This is a genomic window from Acinetobacter sp. CIP 102129, assembly GCF_000368305.1.
GTDB lineage: Bacteria > Pseudomonadota > Gammaproteobacteria > Pseudomonadales > Moraxellaceae > Acinetobacter > Acinetobacter parvus.
In genome coordinates this window covers 66503-92205 of sequence record NZ_KB849339.1, presented here as the reverse complement: position 1 = coordinate 92205, position 25703 = coordinate 66503, and the positions used below count along the sequence as shown (strand labels likewise).

Annotated in this window: 25 protein-coding genes and 1 tRNA gene; 13 read left to right on the top strand and 13 right to left on the bottom strand. The window is 40.6% G+C overall.

All coding sequences use genetic code 11. The features are described 5' to 3' along the window. Window positions 1-160: 160 nt before the first annotated feature. The 4 genes from F973_RS01905 to F973_RS01890 form a co-directional block, all read right to left on the bottom strand. On the bottom strand, window positions 161-1618 hold the full coding sequence (locus tag F973_RS01905) for a glyceraldehyde-3-phosphate dehydrogenase (protein WP_004759667.1): 1458 nt from the start codon (window positions 1616-1618) through the stop codon (window positions 161-163). Between the two features lie 246 nt (window positions 1619-1864). Then, a complete protein-coding gene (locus tag F973_RS01900; protein WP_004759665.1) occupies window positions 1865-2449 on the bottom strand; it encodes a lipocalin family protein in 585 nt (194 codons plus the stop codon). Between the two features lie 115 nt (window positions 2450-2564). Continuing rightward, window positions 2565-4589, bottom strand: a complete 2025-nt coding sequence (uvrB, locus tag F973_RS01895) for an excinuclease ABC subunit UvrB (protein ID WP_004759664.1) — start codon at window positions 4587-4589, stop codon at window positions 2565-2567. A gap of 56 nt (window positions 4590-4645) precedes the next feature. Continuing rightward, window positions 4646-5653, bottom strand: coding sequence for a tetratricopeptide repeat protein (locus F973_RS01890; protein ID WP_004759663.1), 1008 nt, complete (start codon window positions 5651-5653; stop codon window positions 4646-4648). A 116-nt stretch (window positions 5654-5769) separates the two neighbouring features. Between F973_RS01890 and F973_RS01885 the strand changes: the two genes are divergently transcribed. Then, window positions 5770-6570, top strand: a complete 801-nt coding sequence (locus F973_RS01885) for an A1S_2505 family phage non-structural protein (RefSeq protein WP_004759662.1) — start codon at window positions 5770-5772, stop codon at window positions 6568-6570. 35 nt (window positions 6571-6605) lie between these two features. On the opposite strand, the gene F973_RS01880 is transcribed toward F973_RS01885, so the two are convergent. Next, window positions 6606-6785 (bottom strand): hypothetical protein, encoded by a 180-nt coding sequence (locus tag F973_RS01880; protein WP_004678032.1) that lies wholly within the window; start codon window positions 6783-6785, stop codon window positions 6606-6608. 213 nt (window positions 6786-6998) lie between these two features. Between F973_RS01880 and F973_RS01875 the strand changes: the two genes are divergently transcribed. From F973_RS01875 to F973_RS01865, 3 genes are all read left to right on the top strand, one after another. After that, window positions 6999-8234 carry a pyridoxal phosphate-dependent aminotransferase gene (locus tag F973_RS01875; RefSeq protein ID WP_004759661.1) on the top strand — a complete coding sequence of 412 codons (1236 nt, stop codon included), beginning with the start codon at window positions 6999-7001 and terminating at the stop codon, window positions 8232-8234. Between the two features lie 525 nt (window positions 8235-8759). Beyond that, a tRNA-Asn gene (locus F973_RS01870) sits at window positions 8760-8835 on the top strand. A gap of 60 nt (window positions 8836-8895) precedes the next feature. Beyond that, entirely contained in the window at window positions 8896-9336 is a 441-nt protein-coding gene (locus F973_RS01865; RefSeq protein ID WP_004759660.1) for a DUF2726 domain-containing protein, read from the top strand. Window positions 9337-9353: 17 nt separating this feature from the next. Here F973_RS01865 and F973_RS01860 read toward each other — a convergent pair whose 3' ends face one another. The 4 genes from F973_RS01860 to glnA form a co-directional block, all read right to left on the bottom strand. Beyond that, a complete protein-coding gene (locus F973_RS01860) occupies window positions 9354-9563 on the bottom strand; it encodes a hypothetical protein (protein ID WP_004759659.1) in 210 nt (69 codons plus the stop codon). Between the two features lie 156 nt (window positions 9564-9719). Next, window positions 9720-10601: a 4-hydroxybenzoate octaprenyltransferase gene (ubiA, locus tag F973_RS01855; RefSeq protein ID WP_004759658.1), complete on the bottom strand. Its 882-nt coding sequence runs from the start codon at window positions 10599-10601 to the stop codon at window positions 9720-9722. A 15-nt stretch (window positions 10602-10616) separates the two neighbouring features. After that, window positions 10617-11108 (bottom strand): chorismate--pyruvate lyase family protein, encoded by a 492-nt coding sequence (locus F973_RS01850; protein WP_004678044.1) that lies wholly within the window; start codon window positions 11106-11108, stop codon window positions 10617-10619. A 125-nt stretch (window positions 11109-11233) separates the two neighbouring features. Next, window positions 11234-12649, bottom strand: a complete 1416-nt coding sequence (gene glnA / locus F973_RS01845; RefSeq protein WP_171062288.1) for a type I glutamate--ammonia ligase — start codon at window positions 12647-12649, stop codon at window positions 11234-11236. 620 nt (window positions 12650-13269) lie between these two features. On the opposite strand from glnA, the gene F973_RS01840 reads away from it, so the two are divergent. The 3 genes from F973_RS01840 to trpC are packed head-to-tail and all read left to right on the top strand — an operon-like array spanning window position 13270 to window position 15720. After that, a complete protein-coding gene (locus F973_RS01840) occupies window positions 13270-13854 on the top strand; it encodes an anthranilate synthase component II (protein WP_004759656.1) in 585 nt (194 codons plus the stop codon). Continuing rightward, window positions 13855-14904, top strand: a complete 1050-nt coding sequence (gene trpD / locus F973_RS01835) for an anthranilate phosphoribosyltransferase (RefSeq protein WP_004759655.1) — start codon at window positions 13855-13857, stop codon at window positions 14902-14904. A 9-nt stretch (window positions 14905-14913) separates the two neighbouring features. Then, window positions 14914-15720: an indole-3-glycerol phosphate synthase TrpC gene (gene trpC, locus F973_RS01830; RefSeq protein WP_004759654.1), complete on the top strand. Its 807-nt coding sequence runs from the start codon at window positions 14914-14916 to the stop codon at window positions 15718-15720. Window positions 15721-15777: 57 nt separating this feature from the next. On the opposite strand, the gene F973_RS01825 is transcribed toward trpC, so the two are convergent. Continuing rightward, entirely contained in the window at window positions 15778-17289 is a 1512-nt protein-coding gene (locus F973_RS01825; RefSeq protein ID WP_004759653.1) for an HNH endonuclease domain-containing protein, read from the bottom strand. A 109-nt stretch (window positions 17290-17398) separates the two neighbouring features. Here F973_RS01825 and F973_RS01820 point away from each other — a divergent pair, with 109 nt between their 5' ends. From F973_RS01820 to F973_RS01810, 3 genes are all read left to right on the top strand, one after another. Next, on the top strand, window positions 17399-18085 hold the full coding sequence (locus F973_RS01820; RefSeq protein WP_034431054.1) for a Smr/MutS family protein: 687 nt from the start codon (window positions 17399-17401) through the stop codon (window positions 18083-18085). A 90-nt stretch (window positions 18086-18175) separates the two neighbouring features. Next, entirely contained in the window at window positions 18176-18724 is a 549-nt protein-coding gene (gene folE / locus F973_RS01815; protein ID WP_171055691.1) for a GTP cyclohydrolase I FolE, read from the top strand. Between the two features lie 14 nt (window positions 18725-18738). Beyond that, window positions 18739-19101, top strand: a complete 363-nt coding sequence (locus F973_RS01810; protein WP_004759650.1) for a cupin domain-containing protein — start codon at window positions 18739-18741, stop codon at window positions 19099-19101. A 113-nt stretch (window positions 19102-19214) separates the two neighbouring features. Here F973_RS01810 and F973_RS01805 read toward each other — a convergent pair whose 3' ends face one another. Then, entirely contained in the window at window positions 19215-20009 is a 795-nt protein-coding gene (locus tag F973_RS01805; RefSeq protein ID WP_004759648.1) for a DUF817 domain-containing protein, read from the bottom strand. A 44-nt stretch (window positions 20010-20053) separates the two neighbouring features. After that, window positions 20054-21127: a uroporphyrinogen decarboxylase gene (hemE, locus tag F973_RS01800; protein WP_004759646.1), complete on the bottom strand. Its 1074-nt coding sequence runs from the start codon at window positions 21125-21127 to the stop codon at window positions 20054-20056. A 200-nt stretch (window positions 21128-21327) separates the two neighbouring features. Here hemE and F973_RS01795 point away from each other — a divergent pair, with 200 nt between their 5' ends. After that, window positions 21328-22518, top strand: coding sequence for a L,D-transpeptidase family protein (locus tag F973_RS01795; RefSeq protein WP_004759644.1), 1191 nt, complete (start codon window positions 21328-21330; stop codon window positions 22516-22518). A gap of 72 nt (window positions 22519-22590) precedes the next feature. Here F973_RS01795 and F973_RS01790 read toward each other — a convergent pair whose 3' ends face one another. Further along, the gene (locus F973_RS01790) at window positions 22591-23853 is read right to left on the bottom strand and encodes a diguanylate cyclase (protein ID WP_004759642.1); all 1263 of its coding nucleotides are present in this window, start codon (window positions 23851-23853) and stop codon (window positions 22591-22593) included. 162 nt (window positions 23854-24015) lie between these two features. On the opposite strand from F973_RS01790, the gene pyrC reads away from it, so the two are divergent. Beyond that, window positions 24016-25050, top strand: a complete 1035-nt coding sequence (gene pyrC, locus F973_RS01785) for a dihydroorotase (RefSeq protein WP_034431051.1) — start codon at window positions 24016-24018, stop codon at window positions 25048-25050. Continuing rightward, on the top strand, window positions 25035-25700 hold the full coding sequence (rnt, locus tag F973_RS01780; RefSeq protein ID WP_004681252.1) for a ribonuclease T: 666 nt from the start codon (window positions 25035-25037) through the stop codon (window positions 25698-25700). The genes pyrC and rnt overlap by 16 nt, the downstream gene beginning before the upstream one ends. Window positions 25701-25703 lie beyond the last annotated feature (3 nt).

The following is a 25703-nucleotide window of genomic DNA, read 5'->3' as shown; positions in this document are numbered from 1 at the left end:
ATAAACGTCTGAACTGCTACAATGAAGTATTCCTAACCAATCATCTTCCCTTGTCGCTATTTTCTTTTATTTTAATGTTTCTATCAGCATAGGTTCGGTGCAGTCTATAAAAAAGCCCAGTCGAAACTGGGCTTGTATTGTATAACTTTGCTAACGAATATTATGCATCTGTTTGAGCAGGAATTTTTGCATAGCTTACGCCGCACATTTGTTCAGCAATACGCAATACCTGACAGCTATAACCCACTTCGTTATCGTACCAAACATAGGCAGTTAAACGTGTACCAGAAGTGATTGTTGCCTGTGCATCAAACACACCAGCAGTACGCGAACCGATAAAGTCACTTGATACAACCTCAGTCGAGTTGGTATAACCGATTTGACCTTGTAGGCTAGAGTTGATTGAGATTTGACGAATGTATTCGTTCACTTCTTCACGATCAACTTCTTTCTCTAGGTTTAAGTTCAATATTGCAAGTGAAACGTTTGGTGTAGGAACACGTACCGAGTTACCCGTCAACTTGCCTTTAAGGCCTGGTAATGCCTTGGCAACCGCTTTCGCAGCACCAGTTTCAGTGATTACCATGTTCAATGTTGCAGCACGACCACGGCGGTCAGCCTTGTGGTAGTTATCAATCAGGTTTTGGTCGTTTGTGAACGAGTGAACTGTTTCAACATGACCATTTAATACTTTGTATTTGTCATCTAAAACTTTCAATACAGGTGTAATTGCGTTGGTTGTACAGCTTGCAGCAGAGATGATTTTATCTTCATCTAAGATATCTGTATTGTTTACGCCGTATACAACGTTCTTCATCTCGCCTTTACTTGGTGCAGTCAAAACTACACGTGCAATACCTGCACATTTCAAGTGTTGGCTCAGACCTTCTGCATCACGCCATTTACCTGTATTGTCGATAAGAAGCGCATTTTCAATACCATAAGCGGTGTAATCCACTTCGCTTGGGCTTGAAGCATAAATAACTTTAATGAAGTTACCATTTGCAATGATGGCTTCATTTTCTTCATCAACAGAGATCGTACCGTCAAACGTACCGTGAATAGAGTCACGACGTAACAAAGAGGCACGTTTGGCCAAGTCACCATCAGATGATTTACGCACGACAATTGCCTTAAGGCTTAAACCACGACCCAGGCCTGATTGACTGATGATTAAACGCGCCAGAATACGACCAATACGGCCAAAACCGTAAAGAACAACATCTTTAGGCTGTTCAGAAGTTGCATTACCCTGAATTGATGCAACAGCATTGGCAACAAAAGCGTCTACATCACCGCCCTGATTTTGGTATTCAACAGCAAGCTTACCGATATCAACTTCGGCAGAACCGATGTTTTCAACTTTCATCAATGCTTCGAGAATTGGGAACGTGTTGACAACTGAAAGCTCAACATCAACCATACGTGTACGGCGGTGTGTTTTTAAAATCTGAATCACTGAGCGGTTAATTAAAGAACGGCCGTAAACAGAAACAACAATATTTTTCTCACGGTATAATTGACCAATTAAAGTAATCATACGTTCCGCGATTTCTTCACGGTTTTTCCAACGACCTTGGTGTTCTGCGTGTAGGGCAACGATAGTGTCTTTGCTCACAGTGACGTCCTCTAATTTATATATACTGGGCGTGAATTTTAAAACGCAATAATTGTAATAGAATTATCATCAATATTGAATCAAAAGCTGCTATTTGAGCTAAGATTTTGTCCTGATTGACTATAAATTCATAAAATACCTATAATTATTTTTTTGATTTTAGGTAAAATTCTTTTTCAATCATCATATATATAAAAATAAAAAAACCATGCAAGCATGGTTTAAACGAAATCAGTATATCTTAATTTAGCGATGTTCAGGGTAAATCACATCATGAATATCATAGCCCCATGATTTCGCATAATTTAAATATTCATGGATAATTTCTTTTTTCGGATTCGGAATACGGGAAAGCACCCATAAATACTTACGGCGTGGTTCACCCACCAATACCGTCTGATAATCCTCATCCAGTTTTAAAATCCAGTAATCCCCACGACCGACAGGAATCCAGCGCACACCCTCAGGTAAAAAACTGACTTTTAATTTACTGTTAAATGGCGCATTCACCACAAAGGCTTCACCTAGGGACCGTTGTAAATCACCATCCTGGTCAGCGCATTTATTGTCAACCACGATGTTGCCATTTTCATTCAGCGTATAGGTTGCCGTGACGTTAAATGCGCATTTACGCTCAAAAAACATTGGCTTTCGGGCCACCTCATACCAAACCCCCAAATACTTATCGAGTTCCACTTTCTCAACAGTGGGTAAAGGTTTTGCCTGAGCATAGGCAATTGTTCCTACAGCCAACCCCGTTAAAACCACACCGCCCATCGCTATCTTTGCTAAACGCCAACTTGCCTTTGGGAAACTTTTAATAAATGGCATGAGAAATCCTCAAAACAGAAATTTGTTATAAATGGTCATTTGTCCTGTAACATAGCCCAATTTATAAACAAATTCTGTTGCGATATGTATCGCCTTTGAGGATTTCTCTTAAAAATCAAGATTGCAGCATGTGTGCCTTTAAACGAACAATCTCATCACGGAGTCTTGCAGCCTGCTCAAACTGTAGCTCCTTGGATGCCTTTAACATTTCCTTTTCCAGTTTGCCAATGTGCTTCGCAAACAGTTTTGGATCAGATAAAAGATGCTGTTCATCAGCACTGATGGCCTTGTGTTGATCAACAATTTTTTCATCAATCTGATCATCACTTAAAACTTCACCTGTATCAATTTCCTTGATCACCTGACGAACAGCACTGCGTGGGGTAATTCCATGTAATTCATTAAACTCGATCTGTTTATTACGACGGCGTTCTGTTTCATCCATTGCCTTACGCATGGAGTCAGTGATGCGGTCCGCATATAAAATTGCTTTACCTTTCACATTACGGGCAGCACGTCCAATGGTCTGGATCAGGGAACGCTCAGAACGTAGAAAGCCCTCTTTGTCCGCATCCAGAATTGCCACCAACGACACTTCTGGCATATCCAGCCCCTCACGCAGCAGGTTAATGCCGACCAGTACATCATGCACACCTGTCCGCAATTCATGGATAATCTTAACCCGTTCAACGGTATCAATATCTGAATGCAGGTAAGCCACCTTGATACCATATTCCTTCAGATATGAAGTTAGGTCCTCTGCCATACGTTTGGTCAGTGTTGTGACCAGCACACGCTCATTCAACTGTTTACGAATATTGATTTCAGACAATACATCATCGACCTGTGTCAACACAGGGCGAACCTCGATCTCAGGATCAATCAATCCCGTTGGACGGACTACCTGTTCGACAATTTGTTCTGATTTTTCCAGTTCATAATGTGCTGGTGTCGCGCTGACAAACACAGTAGTCGGTACAATACGTTCCCATTCCTCAAATTTCATTGGGCGGTTATCCAAAGCACTTGGCAAACGGAAACCATAATTCACCAGATTTTCTTTACGGGAACGGTCGCCTTTATACATCGCACCAATTTGTGGAACAGTCACATGCGATTCATCAATGATCAGCAAGGCATCTTCAGGAATATAGTCAAACAAGGTCGGTGGTGCTTCGCCTGCCGTACGACCTGAAAGGTGGCGTGAATAGTTTTCGATCCCATTGGTATAGCCCAACTGCTGCATCATCTCGAGATCATAACGGGTACGCTGTTCAATACGTTGTGCCTCCAGTAACTTGTCATGATCCTTGAAGAATTTAAGCTGGTCTTTTAACTCATCTTTAATGGTATCAATGGCACGGGTTAAATGGTCTTTCGGCGTAACATAGTGGCTCTTTGGATAAATGGTCACACGCGGCACTTTACGCACCAGTTTTCCAGTCAGCGGATCAAACCAGCGGATTGAATCCACCTCATCATCGAACAGCTCCACCCGAATCGCATCCTGATCTGATTCAGCTGGGAAAATATCAATAATTTCACCGCGAATACGGTAGGTACCACGTAAAAATTCAAGTTCGTTACGAGTATATTGCATTTCGACCAAACGACGAATAATGTCATCACGGCTGATCCGATCGCCCTGTACAATGTGCAACAACATTTGCATGTAGGCATTTGGATCACCCAAACCATAAATGGCAGACACCGATGCCACAATGATGGCATCACGGCGTTCCAGCAAAGCACGGGTTGCGGAGAGCCGCATCTGGTCAATGTGGTCATTAATGGCGGAATCTTTTTCGATAAAGGTATCTGATGAGGGCACATAGGCTTCTGGCTGATAGTAATCGTAGTAACTGACGAAATACTCGACCGCATTGTTTGGGAAAAATGCCTTGAACTCACCATAAAGCTGTGCCGCAAGCGTTTTGTTATGCGCCATCACAATGGTGGGACGCTGGGTTTGGGCAATCACATTGGCCATAGTATAGGTCTTGCCCGACCCTGTAACCCCAAGTAGCAATTGATTACGAAAACCCTGTTCAATCCCACTTACAAGCTTCTCAATCGCCTGAGGTTGATCACCTGCTGGCTGGTAGTTGGTGACTAACTCAAAAGGTTGGTTTTCGCTCACAGGCTTACTCTTTTCTGATCAGTTGACTTTTATTAATAAGGTCGAATTAACAATTTTCAACGTTCAATATCTAGTGCTTTAAGACTTCTTTTTGCTGGGGCATAGCCCAAACGTGCTGATTGTTGAAAATATAATTGAGCCTGAATGACATCACACAATACCCCTTTACCTTGCAAATAAAGATTTCCCAAACTAAACATGGCTTCAGGAATCCTATATTGTGCAGCGTATAAATAAAGTTCAATCGCTTTTTTATAATCCTGTGCAACACCCAATCCATGCTCATATTTATCAGCTAAATTATTAGTCGCCCTCGGGTAGCCTTGTCGAGCAGCCTCATGATACCAGTAGACTGATTTCTTATAATCCTGAGGAAAACCCTCTCTTCCATATTCATAATTAATGCCAAGTTTAAATTGTGCCTCAGCAAATCCTTGTTCCCCACTTTTAATCAGATAATCAAAAAATAAATTTTTTTCAGATTCTAAATACACCTTATTTTCAACACGATCTCTCGGCTGAAAGAGAATATAGTAACCATGTTCACGAGCTAGATATTCACTGGCAATGGCATGACCATTTTGGCTAGCCAATTCAAAATATTGTCTTGCTTTCTTTCTGATCTTTAAAACATATTGTTCATCCTGATCTTTTGGTTCATGGTTTGAATAATACATTGCCAGAGCCAATGCAGCGTCCATATCCCTATCATTTTTCAGCCATTTTTCCAATTCAGCAAGATAATAAACCACATAATCCTGCATATTGTTTGTGCTATGGTCAATATAATGTAAAGTCTTTGTTCCTTTTGCCTTGAAATCATCTATGGCATATCCATAAGACCTTTCTTCACCTTGTTCAGAAATAAAAGGGATTCTTTTTATTTTTTTACCTGTTTTATCATATTCCAAATTAGCAATTTGAATAGGAATAAAACCATATTTAAAATGTAAAGGTGAATAGGCATCCAAACCTCGACAACTCATTAAGGCAAAATCCCCTTTTTGTACAATACGCCCATTGGTATAAAGTAGATTCCCTGCTTTGGATTGATTCATTTTCATCTATCACACTGTTTTTGTTATCTTTCAACAATAACATAAAACTTTTACATTTAGCACTTGACCATCAGCCTAATCAACTGCAACATGAATGTATACTCTATTTCAATGATAACAATATGTCTTACCAATACCATGATGAAAGCATTGTCACCGAACTGCCCGAAGATACTGTTTTTGTATTTGGCAGTAACTTAGCTGGCACACACGACAGTGGTGCAGCTCGTGTGGCAGCACAACATTTTGCCGCAGTCAAAGGTGTGGGACGTGGCTGGGCTGGACAAAGTTTTGCGATTCCAACACTCAATGAACATTTACAGCAAATGCCACTATCACAAATTGAGCATTACGTAGATGATTTTAAAATCTATGCCAAAAACCATCCAAAAATGAAATACTTTTTAACAGCATTGGGTTGTGGTATTGCAGGTTATAAAGTCTCTGAAATTGCCCCTTTATTTAAAGGGATTCATTCCAATGTGATTTTTCCTGAATCATTTCGTCCTTATATTGAAGAAGATGCTGTTTCTCAATTTCCCAATTTAACAGCCGAAACAGTGCATGCCTTTATTAATGACGAAGTCATTTTTTACTTCAATCACGGCTATGAATCCTTTGAAGAGGCTTTAGATAAAACCCATTTATCTGCTGCGGAAAAAGCAATTGCACTCGTTATTTTAAATGAAGAGCTTTATCCACGTGATCGCTATGGGCGTGGCCGTGAACATGAAATCACTGATATTTTAAGCAAACTGAATGGGAAGATTTTTAATTTCCAAAGTAATTCCGAAGGTGCGATGATTTTTGTTGGCGTGATTATCGCCTTAATGGAACTGTATGATATTGATGAATATGATTTCATGAAACTCTGGCGTGGTGAACTGGAAATACAGCATCCAGTAAACCGCAAACGCCATTAAGATAAAAAGCCAATCATCAACTGATTGGCTTTCTTTTAGCGTTTCCCCATCGAACGGCGTGTACCGCGTGGTGGCATCCAGGTTCGGTCTGCATATTGTTCAGGCTTTGGGCGAACCTGATTATGCGCCACGTCCTCAGAATCATCTTGAGCAGATGGCATCGGGAATGGTAATTTCACCAAAGCTTTTTTGGCTTTTGGTTGTTGCGTACTCATTGAAATTCTCTCGAAATCTAAATTTCTAGTCGCTATTGTAATGGATTTTTGTCAGTTTTATAAAAATAAAATATGTAAAAAACCAAAGCTTTCATACAACTTATATTTTGGTAACTTTTTATGCGATTAAGGCAAGTTTTGACCACAATAACCTTGATTTAAGCTAAGATAACCTGCTTTTTATTTTTCAATCCCATAAGAAGGAATAATGCCGTGGACGTACGTCTCTCTGATCGTGTCAATGCCATCAAACCGTCCCCTACACTTGCAGTAACAAACAAGGCCGCCGAGCTTAAAGCTGCTGGTAAAAACGTGATTGGTTTAGGTGCAGGCGAACCAGACTTTGATACCCCTCAACACATCAAAGATGCTGCAATTGAAGCGATTAACAAAGGCTTTACAAAATATACAGCAGTAGACGGTACTCCGAGCTTAAAGAAAGCAATTATTGCAAAATTAAAACGTGACAATAATTTAGATTATCAAGCAAACCAGATTTTGGTGTCTTGTGGTGGTAAGCAAAGCTTCTTTAACCTGGCACTAGCCTTGTTAAACAAAGGTGATGAAGTGATCATCCCTGCGCCATTCTGGGTAAGCTATCCAGACATGGTGATCATTGCTGAGGGTACGCCAGTCATCGTAAAATGTGGTGAAGAACAACGCTTCAAAATCACACCTGAACAATTGGAAGCTGCAATCACAACAAATACACGTTTATTGGTACTTAACAGTCCATCAAACCCAACAGGCATGATCTACACCAAGGCTGAACTAGAAGCTTTGGCTGATGTGCTTCGTCGCCATCCACAAGTATTGATTGCTTCTGACGACATGTACGAACCAATCCGTTGGGAAGATGAGTTCTACAACATTGCAACAATTGCTCCAGACTTATATGACCGTACCATTGTGCTTAACGGTGTGTCAAAAGCGTATGCAATGACAGGCTGGCGTATTGGCTATGCGGCTGGTCCTGCAAAATTGATTGGCGCAATGAAGAACATCCAGTCTCAGTCTACATCTAACCCAACCTCAATTTCACAGGTTGCGGCAGAAGCAGCATTGAATGGTCCACAAGACGTTCTTCAACCAATGATTGAAGCGTTTAAACGCCGTCATGACTTGGTGGTAAATGGCTTAAATGAAATCAACGGTATTTCTTGTCTCCCTGCTGATGGCGCGTTCTATGCCTATGCAAACATCCGTCCATTGATTCGTGCAAAAGGCATGAAGTCTTGCACAGAATTCTCTGAGTGGTTACTTGAAGAAACTGGCGTTGCAGTTGTTCCTGGTGATGCATTTGGCTTAGGTGGCTTTATGCGTATCTCTTACGCAACTGCTGATGAAGTTCTAGTGGATGCTTTAGCACGTATCAAGAAAGCAGCTGACTCAATTGATGGTGTAGATGCGGCGATCGCATCAATTGAAGCTGAAAAAGCAGTGAAATAATCATACTGTAAATTAAAAAGAAGCTTCTTAATGAAGCTTCTTTTTTATGTCTATCCTGCTGTGTATTTAGCAAGTTCATCATCTTATAAAACCATAAAATATTGATCAAAGATCATCTCATTCTGGCCATATTATAGAATTAGACCGTCTTAGGTAAATGTGTGAAAACAGACAATTAAGCAATTTCAACTACTGTGTAATATTTTTCAGGATTCTGAATAATCTAGAGATAATTTTGTTGATAAAAGAAAAAATTTGAAAAAATAGATTGAATACAATGAGTCGTCATTTTGATCTCCGATTTAGCCATTTTAGTGCTGGCAAGTTGGGTTAAATCCACACTGTTTAGATCAATATCCAAACATTCTTTCTATCTTGACTCTAGCAATCACTTGATTAAAGTTCAAGTTATTTATGCCATTTCACCTTAATTGTGCAAATAAAAAGCATACGATATAAAAATGAAAGAAACATGACATTTTTAACTTGACCGATTTTAAAAGCCACCTATAATGGCACTCAGATTCTCCCATAGCTCAGTCGGTAGAGCGACGGACTGTTAATCCGCAGGTCCCTGGTTCGAGCCCAGGTGGGAGAGCCAAGATTTTAAAAACCCACTCTTTTTGAGTGGGTTTTTTCTTGCGAGTAATTTAATCAGAATATGTTTGCATCGAATCAATTCATTTTTGTACTGATTGGCTGTATCAGCACAGCACTACTTCTCATCAGTTGTATACGTTCTTTTTTACCCAAACGACAATTCTTTCCCCGCCCTGTCATTACCGCATTTGAATCACAAATGTTCCTACGGCTAAAACAGGCATTTCCCCATTACCACGTATTGGCTCAGGTTGCCTTTAGTGCGTTGATTACAAGCGAGCATTACAATATCCGCAGCAAGTTCAATCGCAAGGTCACAGACTTCGTTATTTTAGATCAGGAAATGCGGGTTATTGCGGTGGTTGAACTTGATGATCCAAGCCATATTGGAAAGGAACTGGAAGACCAAAAACGTGACCGTATGCTGAAAGAGGCAGGCTATCGGGTACAACGTTATACGCAAATTCCATCCATTAAACAGTTACAGATGGATATTCGCTGATTTAATGATGCGTAACATTACTGCTCTGTTTTTGCAGCTTGCTCGGCCTTTTTCTGCTCTTCGAATTTCTTGGCAATTTCAGCATGTTGCTGGTCATATTTTTTCTTTGTTTCCGCATCACTCTTTGCAGCAAGAAATGCCATACCTACAATAAAAATTGGAATTGCCAAACCCAAACCCATCAACAACCAAGGTATCGACTTTTTTTCAACAGTTTTTTGACCCATGGATTATTCCAACTTAAGTTGCAAGCTTCAAGGAGTGCAACAATATAACAAAAAAGAGCCTCTATAAAGAGACTCTTTTTCTATAGTTGATTGGCTTATTGAGCTGGCATATAAAAAAGTGCCCTGCATAGGACACTTTTCTATTCATTCATTATTTCAGCTTATGAATTCTAAAAAAATTCCGATAAAAATAATCATTCCAACCCAACGATTGTGACGGAATGCCCAAAAACAGATTTGAGGGTTCCGATCTTTTGTTTTGAACGCCTGATAAATAAAATCTGCCGCAACCACAAGCAATGCAATCAGCCCAAAAGGAATTAGAATATTTTCCAGATAGAATGCCGTACCAATCAATCCAAGACTAATTGCCTGTAACAAAGCAATAATCTGGATATCGTGACGGCCAAACAGAATGGCCGTCGATTTCACCCCAATTTTCAGGTCATATTCACGATCAGTCATCGCATATTGTGTATCATAAGCCACTGTCCACGCCAAATTGCCAAAATATAAAAACCAGCAGGTTAAATCAGGTGTTTGCCCTACTGCGGTATAGGCCATGGGAATTGACCATGAGAATGCAGCACCCAGAAATACCTGAGGTAAATGGGTATAGCGCTTCATAAAAGGATACATAAACGCCAAAAACAATGCACCAAATGACCAATAAAAAGTCTCTAAAGGCAAGAACAACAACAGACAGGCACTGGCCACAACCAATCCCAAAAATACAAAAACTGCCTCACGGGCACGAATAATCCCTGTGGCTAAAGGACGGGTTTTGGTGCGTTCTACATGAGCATCGACTTTACGGTCGGCAAAGTCATTAATGGCACAGCCTGCTGCACGCATAAAAATCACGCCCAGCGTCATTACCAGCAGGATTTTTAAATCAGGAATACCTTTGGATGCAATCCACAACGCCCACATGGTGGGCCAAAATACCAGTTCCGTACCAATCGGCTTATCAAAACGGCAGAGATAATAATAGGCTTGCAGACGTTGTCGCCATGTGGTGTGTTGCACTGTTTCCATGCTGATTCCTTAGAGTCAATGCTGACGAATAAACTGTTCAAACGCTGGCAGAAATGTTTCCTGCACAATAAATTTGCAGCCATGCCAAGTATAGCAACTTTGTCGTGTCCAGCCCTCTTCCAGATGAATCACACGTCTTTCACAAGCTGGATTGGTTCTTTGAAATAAAAACCAGCCAATCGGCTTATTACCAATATGTTGAAACAAACGGGCTTTTTTTTGCAGACTTAGAATTGGAAATATACTTTTAGCTTTTACCCATGCCTGTTCTTCACAACCATATAAATTGGTTTCTCGTACCCATGCAAGGTGATGGTATGGCATCTTCATCCATCGACTATCCGCAAGTGTTAAACGTTGGTACTGTTCTTTAATGCGTTCAACATGAAACTCACCACCTGCCAAATCTGTCAGTTGTTGAGTGAGTGAACCTGAGGCATACAACCATTTTTTTAATTCAGCAGGAAGCTGTTGTTCCCTTGTTCTGTTTGGTCGTAAATTTCGCATGCTTGGCTCACTAAAAACATCGGGATTAGTTTACCTGAATTTTTTATTAAAAATGTATGAAATTCAAATTGAAACAGAAACATAAAAAAAGTCCGCCGAAGCGGACTTTTCTGATTTTGGATGTATTACAGGCTGTAGTACATATCAAATTCAACTGGGTGAGTCGTCGTATTAAGACGACGTACATCTTCAGTTTTAAGTTCGATGTAAGCATCTAACATTTCTTTAGTGAACACACCACCTTTTAACAGGAACTCATGATCCGCTTCAAGCGCAGCAATCGCCATTTCCAAGTTGTGAGCAACTGTTGGGATTTTTGCTTCTTCTTCAGGAGGAAGGTCATACAAGTTCTTGTCAGCAGCTTCACCTGGATGGATCTTGTTTTGGATACCATCAAGACCAGCCATCAACAATGCCGCAAAACCTAAGTATGGGTTCATTAATGGATCTGGGAAACGTGCTTCGATACGCTTGCCTTTAGGGCTAGAAACGTAAGGAATACGGATAGAAGCAGAACGGTTACGTGCTGAGTAAGCAAGCATAATCGGAGCTTCGTAATGTGGAACTAAACGCTTGTACGAGTTTGTACCAGGGTTGGTAATTGCATTCAATGCACGCGCGTGTTTGATGATACCACCAATGAAGAACAATGCCATTTCTGATAAACCAGCATATTCATCACCAGCAAACAGGTTCTTGCCATCTTTAGAGATAGACATATGAACGTGCATACCAGAACCGTTATCACCTACCATTGGCTTAGGCATGAATGTAGCAGTTTTACCATATTGATGCGCAACGTTCCAAACTGCATATTTGAATTGTTGAACTTCGTCCGCTTTACGAACTAATGTATTGAAGCTCACACCAATTTCTAATTGGCAAGAAGCAACTTCGTGGTGATGTACTTCTACACGACCTGGCCCCATGATGTCTTCGATACGTGCACACATTTCAGCACGCATGTCTTGATGAGAATCAACTGGAGGAACTGGGAAGTAACCGCCTTTCACACGTGGACGGTGACCAGAGTTACCAGCTTCATAATCTTTACCAGTCGACCATGCAGCTTCTTCAGCGATCAATGTGTGGCGAGCGCCAGACATGTCGATATCCCACTTCACTTCGTCAAAAACGAAGAATTCTGGTTCTGGACCAAAGAATGCAGTATCACCGATACCAGTAGATTTTAAATATTCTTCAGCACGACGAGCAATCGAACGTGGATCACGCTCGTAACCTTGGCCAGTAGATGGCTCGATTACGTCACAAGTTACAACAACTGTTGGCTCAGCAAAGAACGGGTCAAGAAAACCTGTTTCAGCATCTGGACGTAAGATCATGTCAGACGCTTCAATGCCTTTCCAACCAGCGATTGAAGAACCATCAAACATTTTACCGTCTTCAAAGGTATCTTCATCAATGGTGTCAGCTGGGTAAGTTACATGCTGCTCTTTACCCTTAGTATCAGTAAAGCGAAAATCGACCCATTTTGCGCCACTTTCTTTGATGAGTTGAAGGACCTTGTTCGCCATGCTCATTTGCTCCAATGAAATTTTTGTGCACCTGTTAAGTGCGTGTTAGTTGTTGATATATAATTAGCAATTACCATACCAACAATTTTAAAGCATACCTAAAACATTGAAATTCTTTGCAGAAAAAATGCTTTAAGCTCCATGTCCCATGTCTACTATAATGTTTGCTTTCACAAATGCACCATATTTATACATTTCCACCTCAGCTCGTCTCCAAAACAGACACAATGAACCAAAACAGCGCAAAACATATAACAAAGAACCAATGTAGTGCCAATTACGCCATCTTTGGATGGTATAAATTGGCTTTTTATATCATTCTTTTCAGTTTGATTCCAATCAATTCAATTCGACTTTCAATTTAGGTATCCCATTTTTTACTAAACCCTTAAATTAAAAAAGTTTATTCTGCATTTTTCTGTCTTTTGTTTACACGTTTTTATCCTCATCCAAATCATCATTACTCGAAATATTCAGCATTGCCCATTTGTTTTTTGCTATGATTATTTTCCTCTATCATGAGTGAATATTTTTATTCGTTATAGCGATTAAAAAATAAGACAAGCTGATAGATTTATTTAAGATCACAACACAATAAAGTGTACATTTTTCAAAAGGTTAAAGTCATGCTTCTGATGATCGACAACTACGATTCTTTTACCTACAACATCGTTCAGTATTTTGGCGAGTTGAAACAGGAAGTAAAAGTTGTTCGTAATGATCAAGTCACATTAGAGGATATCGAACGATGGCAGCCTAAATATCTGGTGATTGGTCCTGGCCCATGCTCCCCAACTGAAGCAGGAATTTCCATTCCAGCCATCAATCATTTTGCAGGAAAAATTCCCTTGCTGGGCGTTTGTCTAGGACATCAGGCGATTGGTCAGGCTTTTGGTGGCAATATTATCCGTGCCAAAACCGTGATGCATGGTCGTTTATCAGATATGCACCATAGCAATAAGGGTATTTTTAGCAATTTACCCTCGCCTTTTGCTGCGACACGTTACCATTCATTAGTGATTGAACAGGAAACACTGCCAGATTGTCTTGAAGTGACCTGCTGGACCAATCAACCAGATGGCACGATTGAAGAAATTATGGGGGTAAAACATAAAACGCTTGCTGTTGAGGGAGTTCAGTTTCATCCTGAATCGATCCTGAGCCAGCATGGACACCAGATTTTTAAGAATTTTTTAGAGATTTATGCATAAATGAACATTCAACAGGCATTGAATCATATTACCAAAAACATTCATTTGACCCAGCCGCAAATGGAAGATGTCATGCGTAGCATTATGCAGGGTGAAGCCACCGACGCCCAGATTGGCGCGTTGATGATGGGTTTGCGCATGAAAGGCGAAAGTATTGATGAAATCACGGCGGCGGCACGGATTATGCGTGAGTTTGCCATCAAGATTGATGTCAGCGATATTCCCCATTTGGTTGATATTGTGGGAACAGGTGGTGATGGCCAAAACCTGTTTAATGTCTCCACTGCCTCAAGTTTCGTGATTGCGGCGGCTGGTGCGACCATCGCCAAACACGGCAATCGAGGTGTGTCCAGTAAATCGGGTTCATCGGATGTACTTGAACAGATGGGTATTCAACTTGATCTGGATATGCAACAGACTGAACGCTGCATTCGCGAAATGGGTGTGGGTTTTCTGTTTGCTCCAAATCATCACAAAGCCATGCGTTATGCAGTTGCACCACGTCGTGAACTGGGTATTCGTAGTATCTTTAATTTATTGGGTCCTTTAACCAATCCTGCTGGTGTCAATCGTTTTGTCATTGGCGTGTTTTCAGATGAACTGTGTCTTCCAATCGCTGAGGTCTTAAAACAGTTGGGTGCGGTACACGTCATGGTGGTGCATTCCAGAGACGGTCTGGATGAAATCAGTCTGGCTGCACCTACCACAGTCGCTGAACTCAAAGATGGTGAAATTACTGAATGGACACTGACGCCTGATGAAGTTGGGATTCCATCACAGACACTGACGGGTTTGGTTGTGAACAGTTCACAAGAAAGCTTGCAGTTGATTAAGGATGCTTTGGGCCGTAACAAATCAGAAATCGGTGAAAAAGCAGCCAACATGATTGCACTGAATGCAGGTGCAGGTATTTATGTGGCAGGCATGACCAAGACCTATAAACAAGCCGTTGCGCTGGCGCAGGATATTCTCTATGGCGGACAGGCCCTGGAAAAAATGAGTATTCTGGGTGAATTTACCAAAACATTGAAACAATATCAGGCAGACTAAGGATTTCTCATGATCAATATTCAAAATACCATTTTAGGTAAAATTGTTGACCGCAAACATGAGGAACTGGCAGCACGCTTAAAACAACGTAGCTTGCAAGATGTTGAACAGTGGGCGAAAGAAGCAACACCAGTTCGTGGTTTTGCCAATGCATTACAGCATAAGCGTCCTGCTGTGATTGCTGAAATTAAGAAAGCGTCACCATCCAAAGGTGTGATTCGTGCAGACTTTAATCCTGCTGAAATTGCACAGCAGTATGAACAAGCTGAAGCAGCATGTTTATCTGTTTTAACTGATGTGGATTTCTTTCAGGGTGCCGATGAAAATATTGTGATCGCCCGTAACCATTGTGCCCTGCCCGCTTTACGCAAGGATTTTTTGATTGATCCTTATAATGTGGTTGAGGCACGAGCCTTACATGCAGATTGTATTTTATTGATCGTGGCGTGTTTGTCTGATCAACAGCTAGAAGAAATGTCTAAAACAGCATTTGAACATCAACTGGATGTATTAGTTGAGGTGCATGACGAAGATGAACTGGAACGTGCCTTAAGGCTGTCTGAACAATGCATTTTGGGTGTAAATAACCGTAATTTAAAAACCTTTGATGTGGATTTAAATACTTCATTGCGTTTAAAGAAATTGCTACCAGCTTCTCGTGTGTTGGTCACTGAAAGCGGTATTGCCACACCTGCTGATGTGGAAATGATGCAGGCCAATGATATTCACACTTTCCTTGTTGGTGAAAGTTTTATGAAACAGCCTCGTCCTGATTTAGCGTTTGGTGAATTGTTTGGAAAACCTGAGCAGATTTAAATCACTATATATTGAGAAAACTGAGTTAATATAACTAATATTAACTCAGTTCTTTTATTATTTACTCTGACCAGTTAAAACATAAAATTCAGTTAAACCCTTTCTATCAAATAAATCTGTTTGCTTTGTTGATGATACTAATAGATTATCAATATCGCCTTTAGGTTCATCCCATAATGGATGATTAAATAATCTATCTAAACATCCCTTAATCCTTTCTTTTTGATCATTACTCATAACTTCCCGATATAGTAATTTCTTACGTTCATCATGTGTTATAAAGTTAAAAGCCATACCTAGAATACTTTCCAAATAAGGAGACCAAGTTGATACAGAACCTTTATGCCAAATTCTACGAGCCTTTAATTCTACATTTGTTAAATCTTTTCCACGAATATTATGCACCCAATGATTTAGATAACCACAATCTACTAATAAAGAAGCTAGCTCCTTAAAGTTTTCAAGTTCTGAATCACGATAATCAGTAATAGATTTAAAGTTTGCTGAAGATGGTTCTAAAAATAATGTATTTGAAAAAATTGTTTTTTTAAGTAGATCAATTGACAAGGCATATGCAGCATCTTTTGATGCTTCAGCAATAAATGGCTTTAATGCGGAAAGTTCAATAGCATTATCCATAATAGCACTTTTTAGCATTTGTTTAGCATCAGTTTTACTCTGTTGTTTTTCGGCAACCAGAAACTTAATGAAATTTTCCTCAGAATGCTGCCCTACTGCTTTCATCTCTGTAAATTCATCTAACATTTCTTTATAAATGACAGATAAACGATCTAATAAAGTTGAAGTATAGAATGGTATTTGCTTATGTTTAGAATGAGCCTCAAGATTAGTCATCATCAGGTCATCAAAAAGTTTTTTTGCTTTTAAAGGATCATCTGGTGATACATAAACTTTAATATCAACTTCACTCATATTATTTAATACTTGTCCTGCAAGCTTATGCTGTCCATCAAATAACTTAAACTTATGATCAATTAACCTTGCAATAGAAGGAGCTAACTGTGGATGATCTTTCAAATGATTACGTAAAGAAATTAATCTTTTATAATCAATTACCCTAGGTTGCAACCCTTCTTGATCATCATTTTCGAGCCATTTTATTGGAATGCGCCCATAAAAATACCCAACTTTTAAAATTTCATCAAAAAGTAAAGTAAATGTCCTTTCATCAGTTCCATCATCTACTACAATCTGATTGTCTTTTTTAGAAAAGCAAATATTTTTGTGTGAAATATCTTTAAGTTCAAATATATCTTGTAACTTAATTTTATTTTTCTTGGCATTAAACAATTGCTCAAGTTTTAAGTTATCTCGAACTTCATACAATGTTTGATCAGATTTCCTCCGATTATAATATTTTTTCACAATTCGAATGTTTGATAAATCAGTTTCGCCTTGTTTTGCATAGGGTAATATATGATCATATTCAATATCATCAATATTTAATGTAATAATTTCACCCGAGATAAAACATCTTAATATTCCATTTTGATCACTTTGTTGCTTTTGAACTTGTAATTTTTCAGAATCTGATAATTGTCTTTTCATCATTGACCTATTTAAAACTCATCTTTTGTTCGTATGTTACTATAATTACAAGTAAAATTACATTGAATGCAATATAATGACGCAGACAAATTTAGATTTTTCGAGACCTATGAGTAACGATTCTTCCCTCTCCAAGTCACAGCAACAATTGTTAAAACAATTTAAAAAGCAAATTTCCAACCCTCAATCCAGCGCGGTTGCCAAACAGGCTGAGTCAAAAAAAACTCAGGTTGCTGTTGAAGAGCTGGAAGATACCGAGCTTTTTAAAAAAGCACTGGTCGGTGTAAAACCTATCGCCAATGATAATATTGCCAATACCAAAACCACCCGCAGCAAAAAAGTGGATGCCCAGACATTGGCAAAACGGGCCGCGGCTGAGGGTTCTGCCGAACAGGAACATACTGAGATTTCAGATACCCAGGCCATCCTGAATCCTGTTTCAAGCCAAGCTTCTTTAAGCTATCGGATTGCAACCTTGCAGCATAAAGTTTTTGAGGATTTAAAAGCAGGCAAAATGCGCTGGTTTGAGGCAGTCGATTTGCATGGCTGTACCGTTGAGCAGGCACGGTCAGCCGTTTTGCAAATTATCCAGATTGCAAAAGATGAAAATCAGAATGTCATTAAAATTGTACATGGCAAAGGTCCAGAAGCGATTTTAAAAACCTATGTCAATGGTTGGCTGAGACAACACCGTGACGTGCTGGCTTTTGTCAGCGCACCTGAAAATCAGGGTGGTACAGGTGCAGTTTTGGTGCTGCTGAAACGTGCTGAAAAAAATCCAAAGTACAATCAGTAATCGGCAATTGCATCAAAACTAAGTTTTTTAATCGTTTTCTGATACAATTGCCGTTTTGTTCAATCCACCTAAGTGAACATTGTTATGTCTATGCAGCAATCGTACGCAAATATCTTAACTGCCGTTGGTGAAGATTTAAATCGCCCAGGCCTAAAAGATACACCCATGCGTGCGGCTAAAGCTTTTTCTTTTTTAACTTCTGGCTATAGCAAAACGCTTGAGGAAGTGACCAATAGTGCGGTTTTCCCATCCGATAACCATGAAATGGTATTGGTCAAAAATATCGAGTTTTATTCATTGTGTGAACACCATCTGCTGCCTTTCTATGGCCGTGTGCACATTGCGTATTTACCTGAAGGTCAGGTGCTCGGTTTATCCAAGTTTGCCCGCATTACAGAAATGTTTGCCCGTCGTTTACAGATTCAGGAAAACTTGACCCAGCAAATCGCAGAAGCGGTTGCTGAAGTGACTCAGGCACGTGGTGTTGCTGTGGTGATTGATTCAGCGCATATGTGCATGATGATGCGTGGTGTTGGCAAGCAGGAATCCACCACCCGTACTGTTTCGTTTATTGGTGATTTTAAGACGGACAAGGAAACTCGCCGTGAGTTTTTAAGTGCGGTTCCTGAAAGTTATTGATCTGAGTATTTACCATGTCATCCATTTATCTCGCTGGTCAGGGACAGCTTACTCAGGGTGAAGCCAGTATTGACCACCCTCGTCCTGATCGCTTGGTTAAAGGCAACCCAGAACGCCTGACCTATAGCTTATATGAACATCCTCATATGAGTTGTGGAATTTGGCAATGTGAAGTGGGTGCATGGAATATTGTGTTTGCTGACAATAAACAGGAATTTTTTCAGGTGATTGAAGGTGTTGTACGTATCCATGATGCACAGACCAATACGTTTATTGAAGTGGCTGCTGGAAATGCAGGGATTATTCCACCTGCATTTATTGGCACATTTGAAGTGGTTGAAGCGGTTAAAAAGTATTATGTGATTGTGGATGTTTGATCAATTCTGCATGCCTTGATCAAATGCTTTTCAAGTCTTAGAAAAACCAGGGCGAATTCAAACATGAGGTGCGATAGTTTCAAAATCCTCAAGAATACATAAAGCATTGTTGACTAATGCAATCGCCAAGTCCCATCTTGATCACGTTTCCCCAATATCTTGAGCACCAGAACCAGACTCAGTAATAACAGTAAATACCAGGAACCCAGTTTCCCCCAGCCCACCATATGCCATGCATCAACCTGACTTGGATAAAGCCAGATTTTATAGAAAGTACTGATATTTTCAGCAATCCAGATCAGGAATGCGAGTATCAGCAAAATCGGCAGCATCGGAACCTTGAAACGATGTTGGGCGAGTTGAAAATACAGTTTTGTTTTCCAGAAAATCACCACACTCCAGATAAATAATCCCATACGAATATCAGGAATAAAGAATTTGGTCATGAAATTTAAATAAGACAAAACTGCCAGGCACAACATATTGCCAAACTGGGGGAGATTTTCAAAAGACACCTGATACAGGCGGAGTGACCTTGCAAAAAAGCTGCCGACCGCAGAATACATAAAACCCGCAAATAATGGCACCGTAAGCAACTTAAAGATGGCAGGCTGAGGATATTGCCATGATGCAATTGCAGGATGCGTCAGAAAAATCTCCATCCCCATCGCCATAATATGGAATAAGGCAATGACCTTGGCTTCATCCCAGGATTCAAGTTTTAAATACAGCAGGCAAATCTGGATCATCAGCGCATAAAACAACAAATAGTCATAACGGTAAAAACCGTAATATTCCTGGCTTCCCATCGGTGCAGTCATTGCAAAAGCAATTAAAAGCAGCAATCCAAATAAGGCAGCCGAAGCTGCCGTACTGATAAAATTTATTGGTAATACAATCAACTGCACAAAACTGATCCTAGCTGGTTTAGCCTTGAAATGCCTTTTAAATATCAGCCTAGATATTTCGCGCTATATTCATGTACGGTATCCACAAAAATCTTTGGTTGGGCTGGATCGACCCATTGGGTAATACCATGCCCTAAATTAGCAATATAACCTGTTTTTTCACCATTGCTGTAGGCATCATCCAGCATGGCTTTGACCGATTTTTCAATGGATGCCGTCGAACCATAAAGCGTAGCTGGGTCAATATTCCCCTGCAAGGCGGCTCGTTCTGCAACCACGTCTCTTGCAGTATAAAGTGGCGTTGTCCAGTCCAGTCCAAATGCATCTGCACCTGTTGTCAGCATGGCTTCCAGCCATTGTCCACCACCTTTGGTAAAGACAATAATCGGAATACGGTGGCCATCTTTTTCACGCTGAAGCCCAGCAATGATCTTGGTCATATAGTTCAATGAAAATTCAATATATTCCCGATGTGCCAGCGCGCCCCCCCAACTATCAAAAATCTGAATGGCCTGTGCGCCTGCATCAATCTGTGCATTGAGGTAATCAATCACTGAGTCGGCTAAATGATCAAGTAAGGCATGTAACACTTCTGGCTGTGCATACATCATATTCTTGATAAAGCGAAATTCCTTGCTGGAACCGCCTTCCACCATATAAGTGGCTAAAGTCCATGGGCTTCCAGAAAAACCGATTAAAGGCACTTGTCCGCTTAAAGCAGATCGAATGGCTGAAACGGCATTCATAACATAGGCCAGGTCAGACTTGGCATTGATTTTCGGCAGGTTGGCGACATCCTGTTCCGTACGTACTGTTTTATGAAACTTTGGCCCTTCCCCCGTCTCAAAATACAATCCCAATCCCAGCGCATCAGGCACGGTTAAAATATCAGAAAATAGAATTGCGGCATCCAGTTCATAACGGCGTAAAGGCTGCAAAGTAACTTCACAGGCAAATTCTGTATTTTTACATAGAGATAGGAAATCCCCTGCCTGTGCGCGAGTTTCTCGATATTCTGGTAAATAACGCCCTGCCTGACGCATCATCCATACAGGTGTGGTGTCTACAGGTTCACGTAATAAAGCTCGTAAAAAACGATCATTTTTCAACGTTGTCATGACCAATCTCTAAATTCTTTCATGTGGAACGCATCATAACAAAGTTAGCCTGGAATTTATAATTTCAATTCCATACAAACATTACACCTTTAAACAAAAATTTCGCTTTGACACAAAACTGCTACTGCAAGCGTAATTATTTTCTGTAATACTTGTAATATCTTATATCCCAATATGAATAATTCTTAAGGTTAAATTGCATGTTTGTTCGCTCATTACTCGCTGTGAGTTTAAGTTCTATTCTGATTAATGTTGCTTTAGCTGCACCAACAACTGAGCAACCTTTAAATCCCAAAAAAATTTCGACCTCAGTTGAAGATCCAATTGATCCTTTAGCAATTAATGTTGCGTCATCTTCAAGTGCGGTTGCGCAGGCAGCCTCAGAACCACAGGCGGCTTCTGAACCACAACCCAATAATGCCGCCTCAACCGTTTCCCAGAATCTGGAAAAAGCCCCAGATTCAGCAGCAACATCCAAGTCAGTGTCTACAAGCTGGAACCTAGACTCGCTTAATAATGCCGAGTGGTCTGAGAATATGCCAAAAGGCCAATCTCCTGCTTATGCACGTGCCCATGTCATGCTGAACAATGCACATGCGTCACCAGGTGCGATTGATGGTGCCAATGGTAAAAACACGCTGAAAGCGATTGCGTCATTCCAGCAAATGAATGGCATCACCCCAACAGGTGAACTCACCAAGGAAACATGGGATGCACTGGTTTCCAAGCAAACCAAACCAGCCTATGTTGAATACACCACAACCGATGCTGATTTTAAGGGCCCTTATGCAGACTCAATCCCATCAGATTATGCGCTGCAAGCTAAAATGAAAGGCCTTTACTACACACGCGTGACAGAAATGCTCGGTGAAAAGTTTCACATGGATGAAAAATTCCTGAGACAGCTCAACCCAACTGCAACATTCAAAAAACCAGGTGAAAAAATCATTGTTGCCAATGTGCGTAACGACTTGCCTGAAGACATCCATTTAATCGTGGCACATAAAGGCGCAAAACAGCTTTATCTGTTTAATAGCCGTAACCAAATGATTGCTTCATTTCCTGCGACAATTGGCAGTGCTGACACGCCTTCTCCAACAGGTACCTATAAAGTGGTCGGTGTTGCGAAAAACCCATACTATAGCTACTCACCATCCAACTTTGTTCAGGGGAAAAACCTTAAGCCACTGACCTTGCCACCTGGTCCCAACGCACCTGTGGGCAATATCTGGATTGGTTTAAGTAAAAAATCATTTGGTATTCATGGTACGCCAAACCCATCATTAATTTCCAAGACCGCCTCACATGGTTGTATCCGTTTAACCAACTGGGATGCCAATGACTTGGGGAATAAAGTCCGTTCAGGTGTAACCGTAAAATTCCTTGAATAATTTCAGGGTTATTCCAAGTAAATTAAAACCGAATATTGTTTACTAATATTCGGTTTTTTTAATTGCCAAGTTTTATTCAACAATAGGCAATGGTTGATAGTAAATTTGATTACGGCCTAACTGCTTGGCCCGATATAATGCCTTGTCCGCAGTCTGAATCAGGAAATCCTGACTGATTTTAGGATTACCATTAAAAACCGTAATGCCCAAACTAATGGTGACATAATTAGAGACCAGTGATTTCTCATGTACAATCATTAATCGGTCAATGGCGCGGTAAATATTGGTTGCAACCGCATACGCACCTTGAGCAGAAGTTTCAGGCAACAGCACCACAAATTCCTCTCCCCCATAACGTGCAATAAAATCCATATGGCGAATCGAACTTTTTATGGTTTTTGCGACTTCAGAAATCACCTGATCCCCCATCTGATGACCATAAAAATCGTTGTAGTTTTTAAAATAATCAATATCGATAAACAGCACAGATAACGACGTGCTTTCCTTACATGCCAGGTTATAGTAATGGGTAAACATTTCCTCAAAAGTACGACGATTCGACACATTGGTCAGTTCATCATGCTGACTTAGATGGAGCAGTTCGGAGGCCTGTAAGCGTAGAATTTTCTCATCAATCTCAGATATTTTTGATTTTATAAAAATCCGTTGCTCTTTAGAATTCAGCATTACACTGATGGAAAAACCCAGGAGCAGGCTTCCAATAAAGGTCCGACCTATCATCAAAAGGTCATAGGGAATATTTAAAAAATAAAGAAAAAACAGGCTAACAATTGCCGCAAAAGAACCGATCCACAACATATGCAAGGGTTTGATACCACTCAGGATAAAGCCCAGCATGTATAAGAAAGCAACCAGCACCATTGCCTGGTTCTGCAACACCACATTGGAGACCCCGATCATCAGCGATGAAGTCAGTACAATGGTAAAAAAAACAATCGTACAAGCGGCTGGATAAAAGAAAACTCTTAGGTTTCTAAAACGGGAAAAGGCCCAGAATAAAAACAGTGCGGCCCCCACAACAATTAAACTTAAAATGCTGTAGATAAAATCGAGAACAAAATGTGGACTTTCACGAAGAACAAAATAATTGGAGGGCAAGATCAACAGTACAAAAATGGTATAGGTAATCACACCCTGACCAAAAAACTGAATGGCATTGACACGTGTTCGGTCAATATTGAATGCCCAAAACTCATCTTCCAACTTTTTAGGGAGCAAGGTCTGCCGGTTATTTGATTTAAAATGCTGGGCAACAAGCTGCTCTAGATCCTCTTTTGACCTCCGTAATTGATCAAGATCATACTGGTTATCCATCCTCAATACTCTTTTTATAATGCACTATTCTTATGCCGCATAAAAATAACACAAAATCGCATTTTGTCATGTGCTTTGGTTAACCACTTATCCATAATTGTAGTTACCATTTTCACACTATATGCATTATTATTTGTATTATTTTTAAGTTTGAAGTACGCCTTGAATACTCTTACACTTTTACAACCAGACGATTGGCACGCACATTTGCGTGATGGTTTAGCCCTAAAACGCACTGTACCTGATTTGGCAAAACAATTTGCACGCGCGATTTGTATGCCGAACCTTGTTCCACCAGTCAAAACTGTAGAAGAAGCTTTGGCATACCGCGAGCGTATTCTTGCCCATGTGCCAGAGGGGCTCCATTTCGATCCACGTATGGTGCTGTATTTTACTGATCATACCCCTCCAGACGAAGTTCGTAAAATTAAAGACTCTGAATTTGTGAATGCCATCAAGCTTTATCCTGCTGGCGCCACCACAAATTCGGACAATGGTGTCAGCGATATCCGTAAGGTGTATGCAGTAATTGAACAGCTTGAAGAACATCAGGTGCCTTTACTATTACATGGTGAAGTAACACACAACCATGTTGATATTTTTGACCGTGAAAAACGTTTCCTTGATGAAATCCTCTCACCACTACTCAAACAGTTTCCAAAATTAAAGGTGGTATTGGAACACATCACCACCAGCGATGCAGCCAATTTTGTGCTTGAGCAGGATCGCAATGTTGCCGCGACCATCACTCCACAACATTTATTGTTTAACCGTAATGATATGTTGGTTGGTGGGGTCAAGCCACATTTTTACTGCCTGCCGATTTTAAAGCGTCAAACTCATCAAACCACATTACTGGAAGTTGCAACCAGCGGTAATCCAAAATTCTTCCTAGGGACAGACAGTGCACCTCATGCACAACATGCCAAGGAAAATGCCTGTGGTTGTGCAGGTTGCTATAGTGCACCGAATGCGATTGAATTGTATGCTCAGGCATTTGACCAAGTGGGTAAATTAGAGCGCCTAGAGGGTTTTGCTAGCATATTCGGTGCTGACTTCTATGGTTTGCCACGCAATACCTCTACCATCACGCTGGTCAAGGAAGAAAATACCGTAGCTGAATCATTTGACTATCTTGATGGTCAGAAAATTATTCCACTTCATGCAGGAAAAACACTGCAATGGAGAAAAGTGTGACACAAGCAGAAAGTAAAGCTCCTGTAATTGCCCAGCGTTTTCGTGGATTCCTACCTGTTGTTGTTGATGTGGAGACAGCAGGTTTTAATGCACAAACCGATGCACTTCTGGAAATCGCATGTATTCCAATTATCTATGATGAACAAGGGCAATTTATTCCTGGACCATCATTTCATGCCCATATCAATCCTTTTGAGGGAGCGAACCTTGACCGCCGTTCTTTAGATTTTATTGGGATTGATCCATTTAACCCCATGCGTGTGGCAATGGCAGAAGACGAACGTGGTGCATTGAAACGTATTTTCAAATCATTGAACGAGGTTCGCAAGGCTCAGCACTGTACCCATGCGGTTTTGGTCGGACACAATGCCCATTTTGATTTAGGTTTCTTGCAGGCGGCAATTGCCCGTACTGGAACAAAGAACCAGAATCCTTTTCATAGCTTCTCTGTGTTTGATACCGTAACACTCAGTGCGGTCATGTTTGGCCAAACTGTGTTGGCGCGGGCGTGTATTCAGGCGGGGATTGAGTTTGATGGCAAGGAGGCACATTCCGCCCTATACGATACCCAAAAGACGGCTGAACTGTTTTGCTATATTTTGAACAAACTGTCTCCCCATCTTCTTGACACTTTGGTGACGGAACCCTAATAT

What these genes read in the sequence shown, in the direction of transcription:
- F973_RS01900 (WP_004759665.1), bottom strand. Translation starts at nt 2,449, where the DNA reads ATGCCATTTATTAAAAGTTTCCCAAAGGCAAGTTGGCGTTTAGCAAAG.
- F973_RS01890 (WP_004759663.1), bottom strand. Translation starts at nt 5,653, where the DNA reads ATGAAAATGAATCAATCCAAAGCAGGGAATCTACTTTATACCAATGGG.
- F973_RS01885 (WP_004759662.1), top strand. Translation starts at nt 5,770, where the DNA reads ATGTCTTACCAATACCATGATGAAAGCATTGTCACCGAACTGCCCGAA.
- F973_RS01880 (WP_004678032.1), bottom strand. Translation starts at nt 6,785, where the DNA reads ATGAGTACGCAACAACCAAAAGCCAAAAAAGCTTTGGTGAAATTACCA.
- F973_RS01865 (WP_004759660.1), top strand. Translation starts at nt 8,896, where the DNA reads ATGTTTGCATCGAATCAATTCATTTTTGTACTGATTGGCTGTATCAGC.
- F973_RS01860 (WP_004759659.1), bottom strand. Translation starts at nt 9,563, where the DNA reads ATGGGTCAAAAAACTGTTGAAAAAAAGTCGATACCTTGGTTGTTGATG.
- ubiA (WP_004759658.1), bottom strand. Translation starts at nt 10,601, where the DNA reads ATGGAAACAGTGCAACACACCACATGGCGACAACGTCTGCAAGCCTAT.
- F973_RS01850 (WP_004678044.1), bottom strand. Translation starts at nt 11,108, where the DNA reads ATGCGAAATTTACGACCAAACAGAACAAGGGAACAACAGCTTCCTGCT.
- glnA (WP_171062288.1), bottom strand. Translation starts at nt 12,649, where the DNA reads ATGAGCATGGCGAACAAGGTCCTTCAACTCATCAAAGAAAGTGGCGCA.
- F973_RS01840 (WP_004759656.1), top strand. Translation starts at nt 13,270, where the DNA reads ATGCTTCTGATGATCGACAACTACGATTCTTTTACCTACAACATCGTT.
- trpD (WP_004759655.1), top strand. Translation starts at nt 13,855, where the DNA reads ATGAACATTCAACAGGCATTGAATCATATTACCAAAAACATTCATTTG.
- trpC (WP_004759654.1), top strand. Translation starts at nt 14,914, where the DNA reads ATGATCAATATTCAAAATACCATTTTAGGTAAAATTGTTGACCGCAAA.
- F973_RS01825 (WP_004759653.1), bottom strand. Translation starts at nt 17,289, where the DNA reads ATGAAAAGACAATTATCAGATTCTGAAAAATTACAAGTTCAAAAGCAA.
- F973_RS01820 (WP_034431054.1), top strand. Translation starts at nt 17,399, where the DNA reads ATGAGTAACGATTCTTCCCTCTCCAAGTCACAGCAACAATTGTTAAAA.
- folE (WP_171055691.1), top strand. Translation starts at nt 18,176, where the DNA reads ATGCAGCAATCGTACGCAAATATCTTAACTGCCGTTGGTGAAGATTTA.
- F973_RS01810 (WP_004759650.1), top strand. Translation starts at nt 18,739, where the DNA reads ATGTCATCCATTTATCTCGCTGGTCAGGGACAGCTTACTCAGGGTGAA.
- hemE (WP_004759646.1), bottom strand. Translation starts at nt 21,127, where the DNA reads ATGACAACGTTGAAAAATGATCGTTTTTTACGAGCTTTATTACGTGAA.
- F973_RS01795 (WP_004759644.1), top strand. Translation starts at nt 21,328, where the DNA reads ATGTTTGTTCGCTCATTACTCGCTGTGAGTTTAAGTTCTATTCTGATT.
- F973_RS01790 (WP_004759642.1), bottom strand. Translation starts at nt 23,853, where the DNA reads ATGGATAACCAGTATGATCTTGATCAATTACGGAGGTCAAAAGAGGAT.
- rnt (WP_004681252.1), top strand. Translation starts at nt 25,035, where the DNA reads ATGGAGAAAAGTGTGACACAAGCAGAAAGTAAAGCTCCTGTAATTGCC.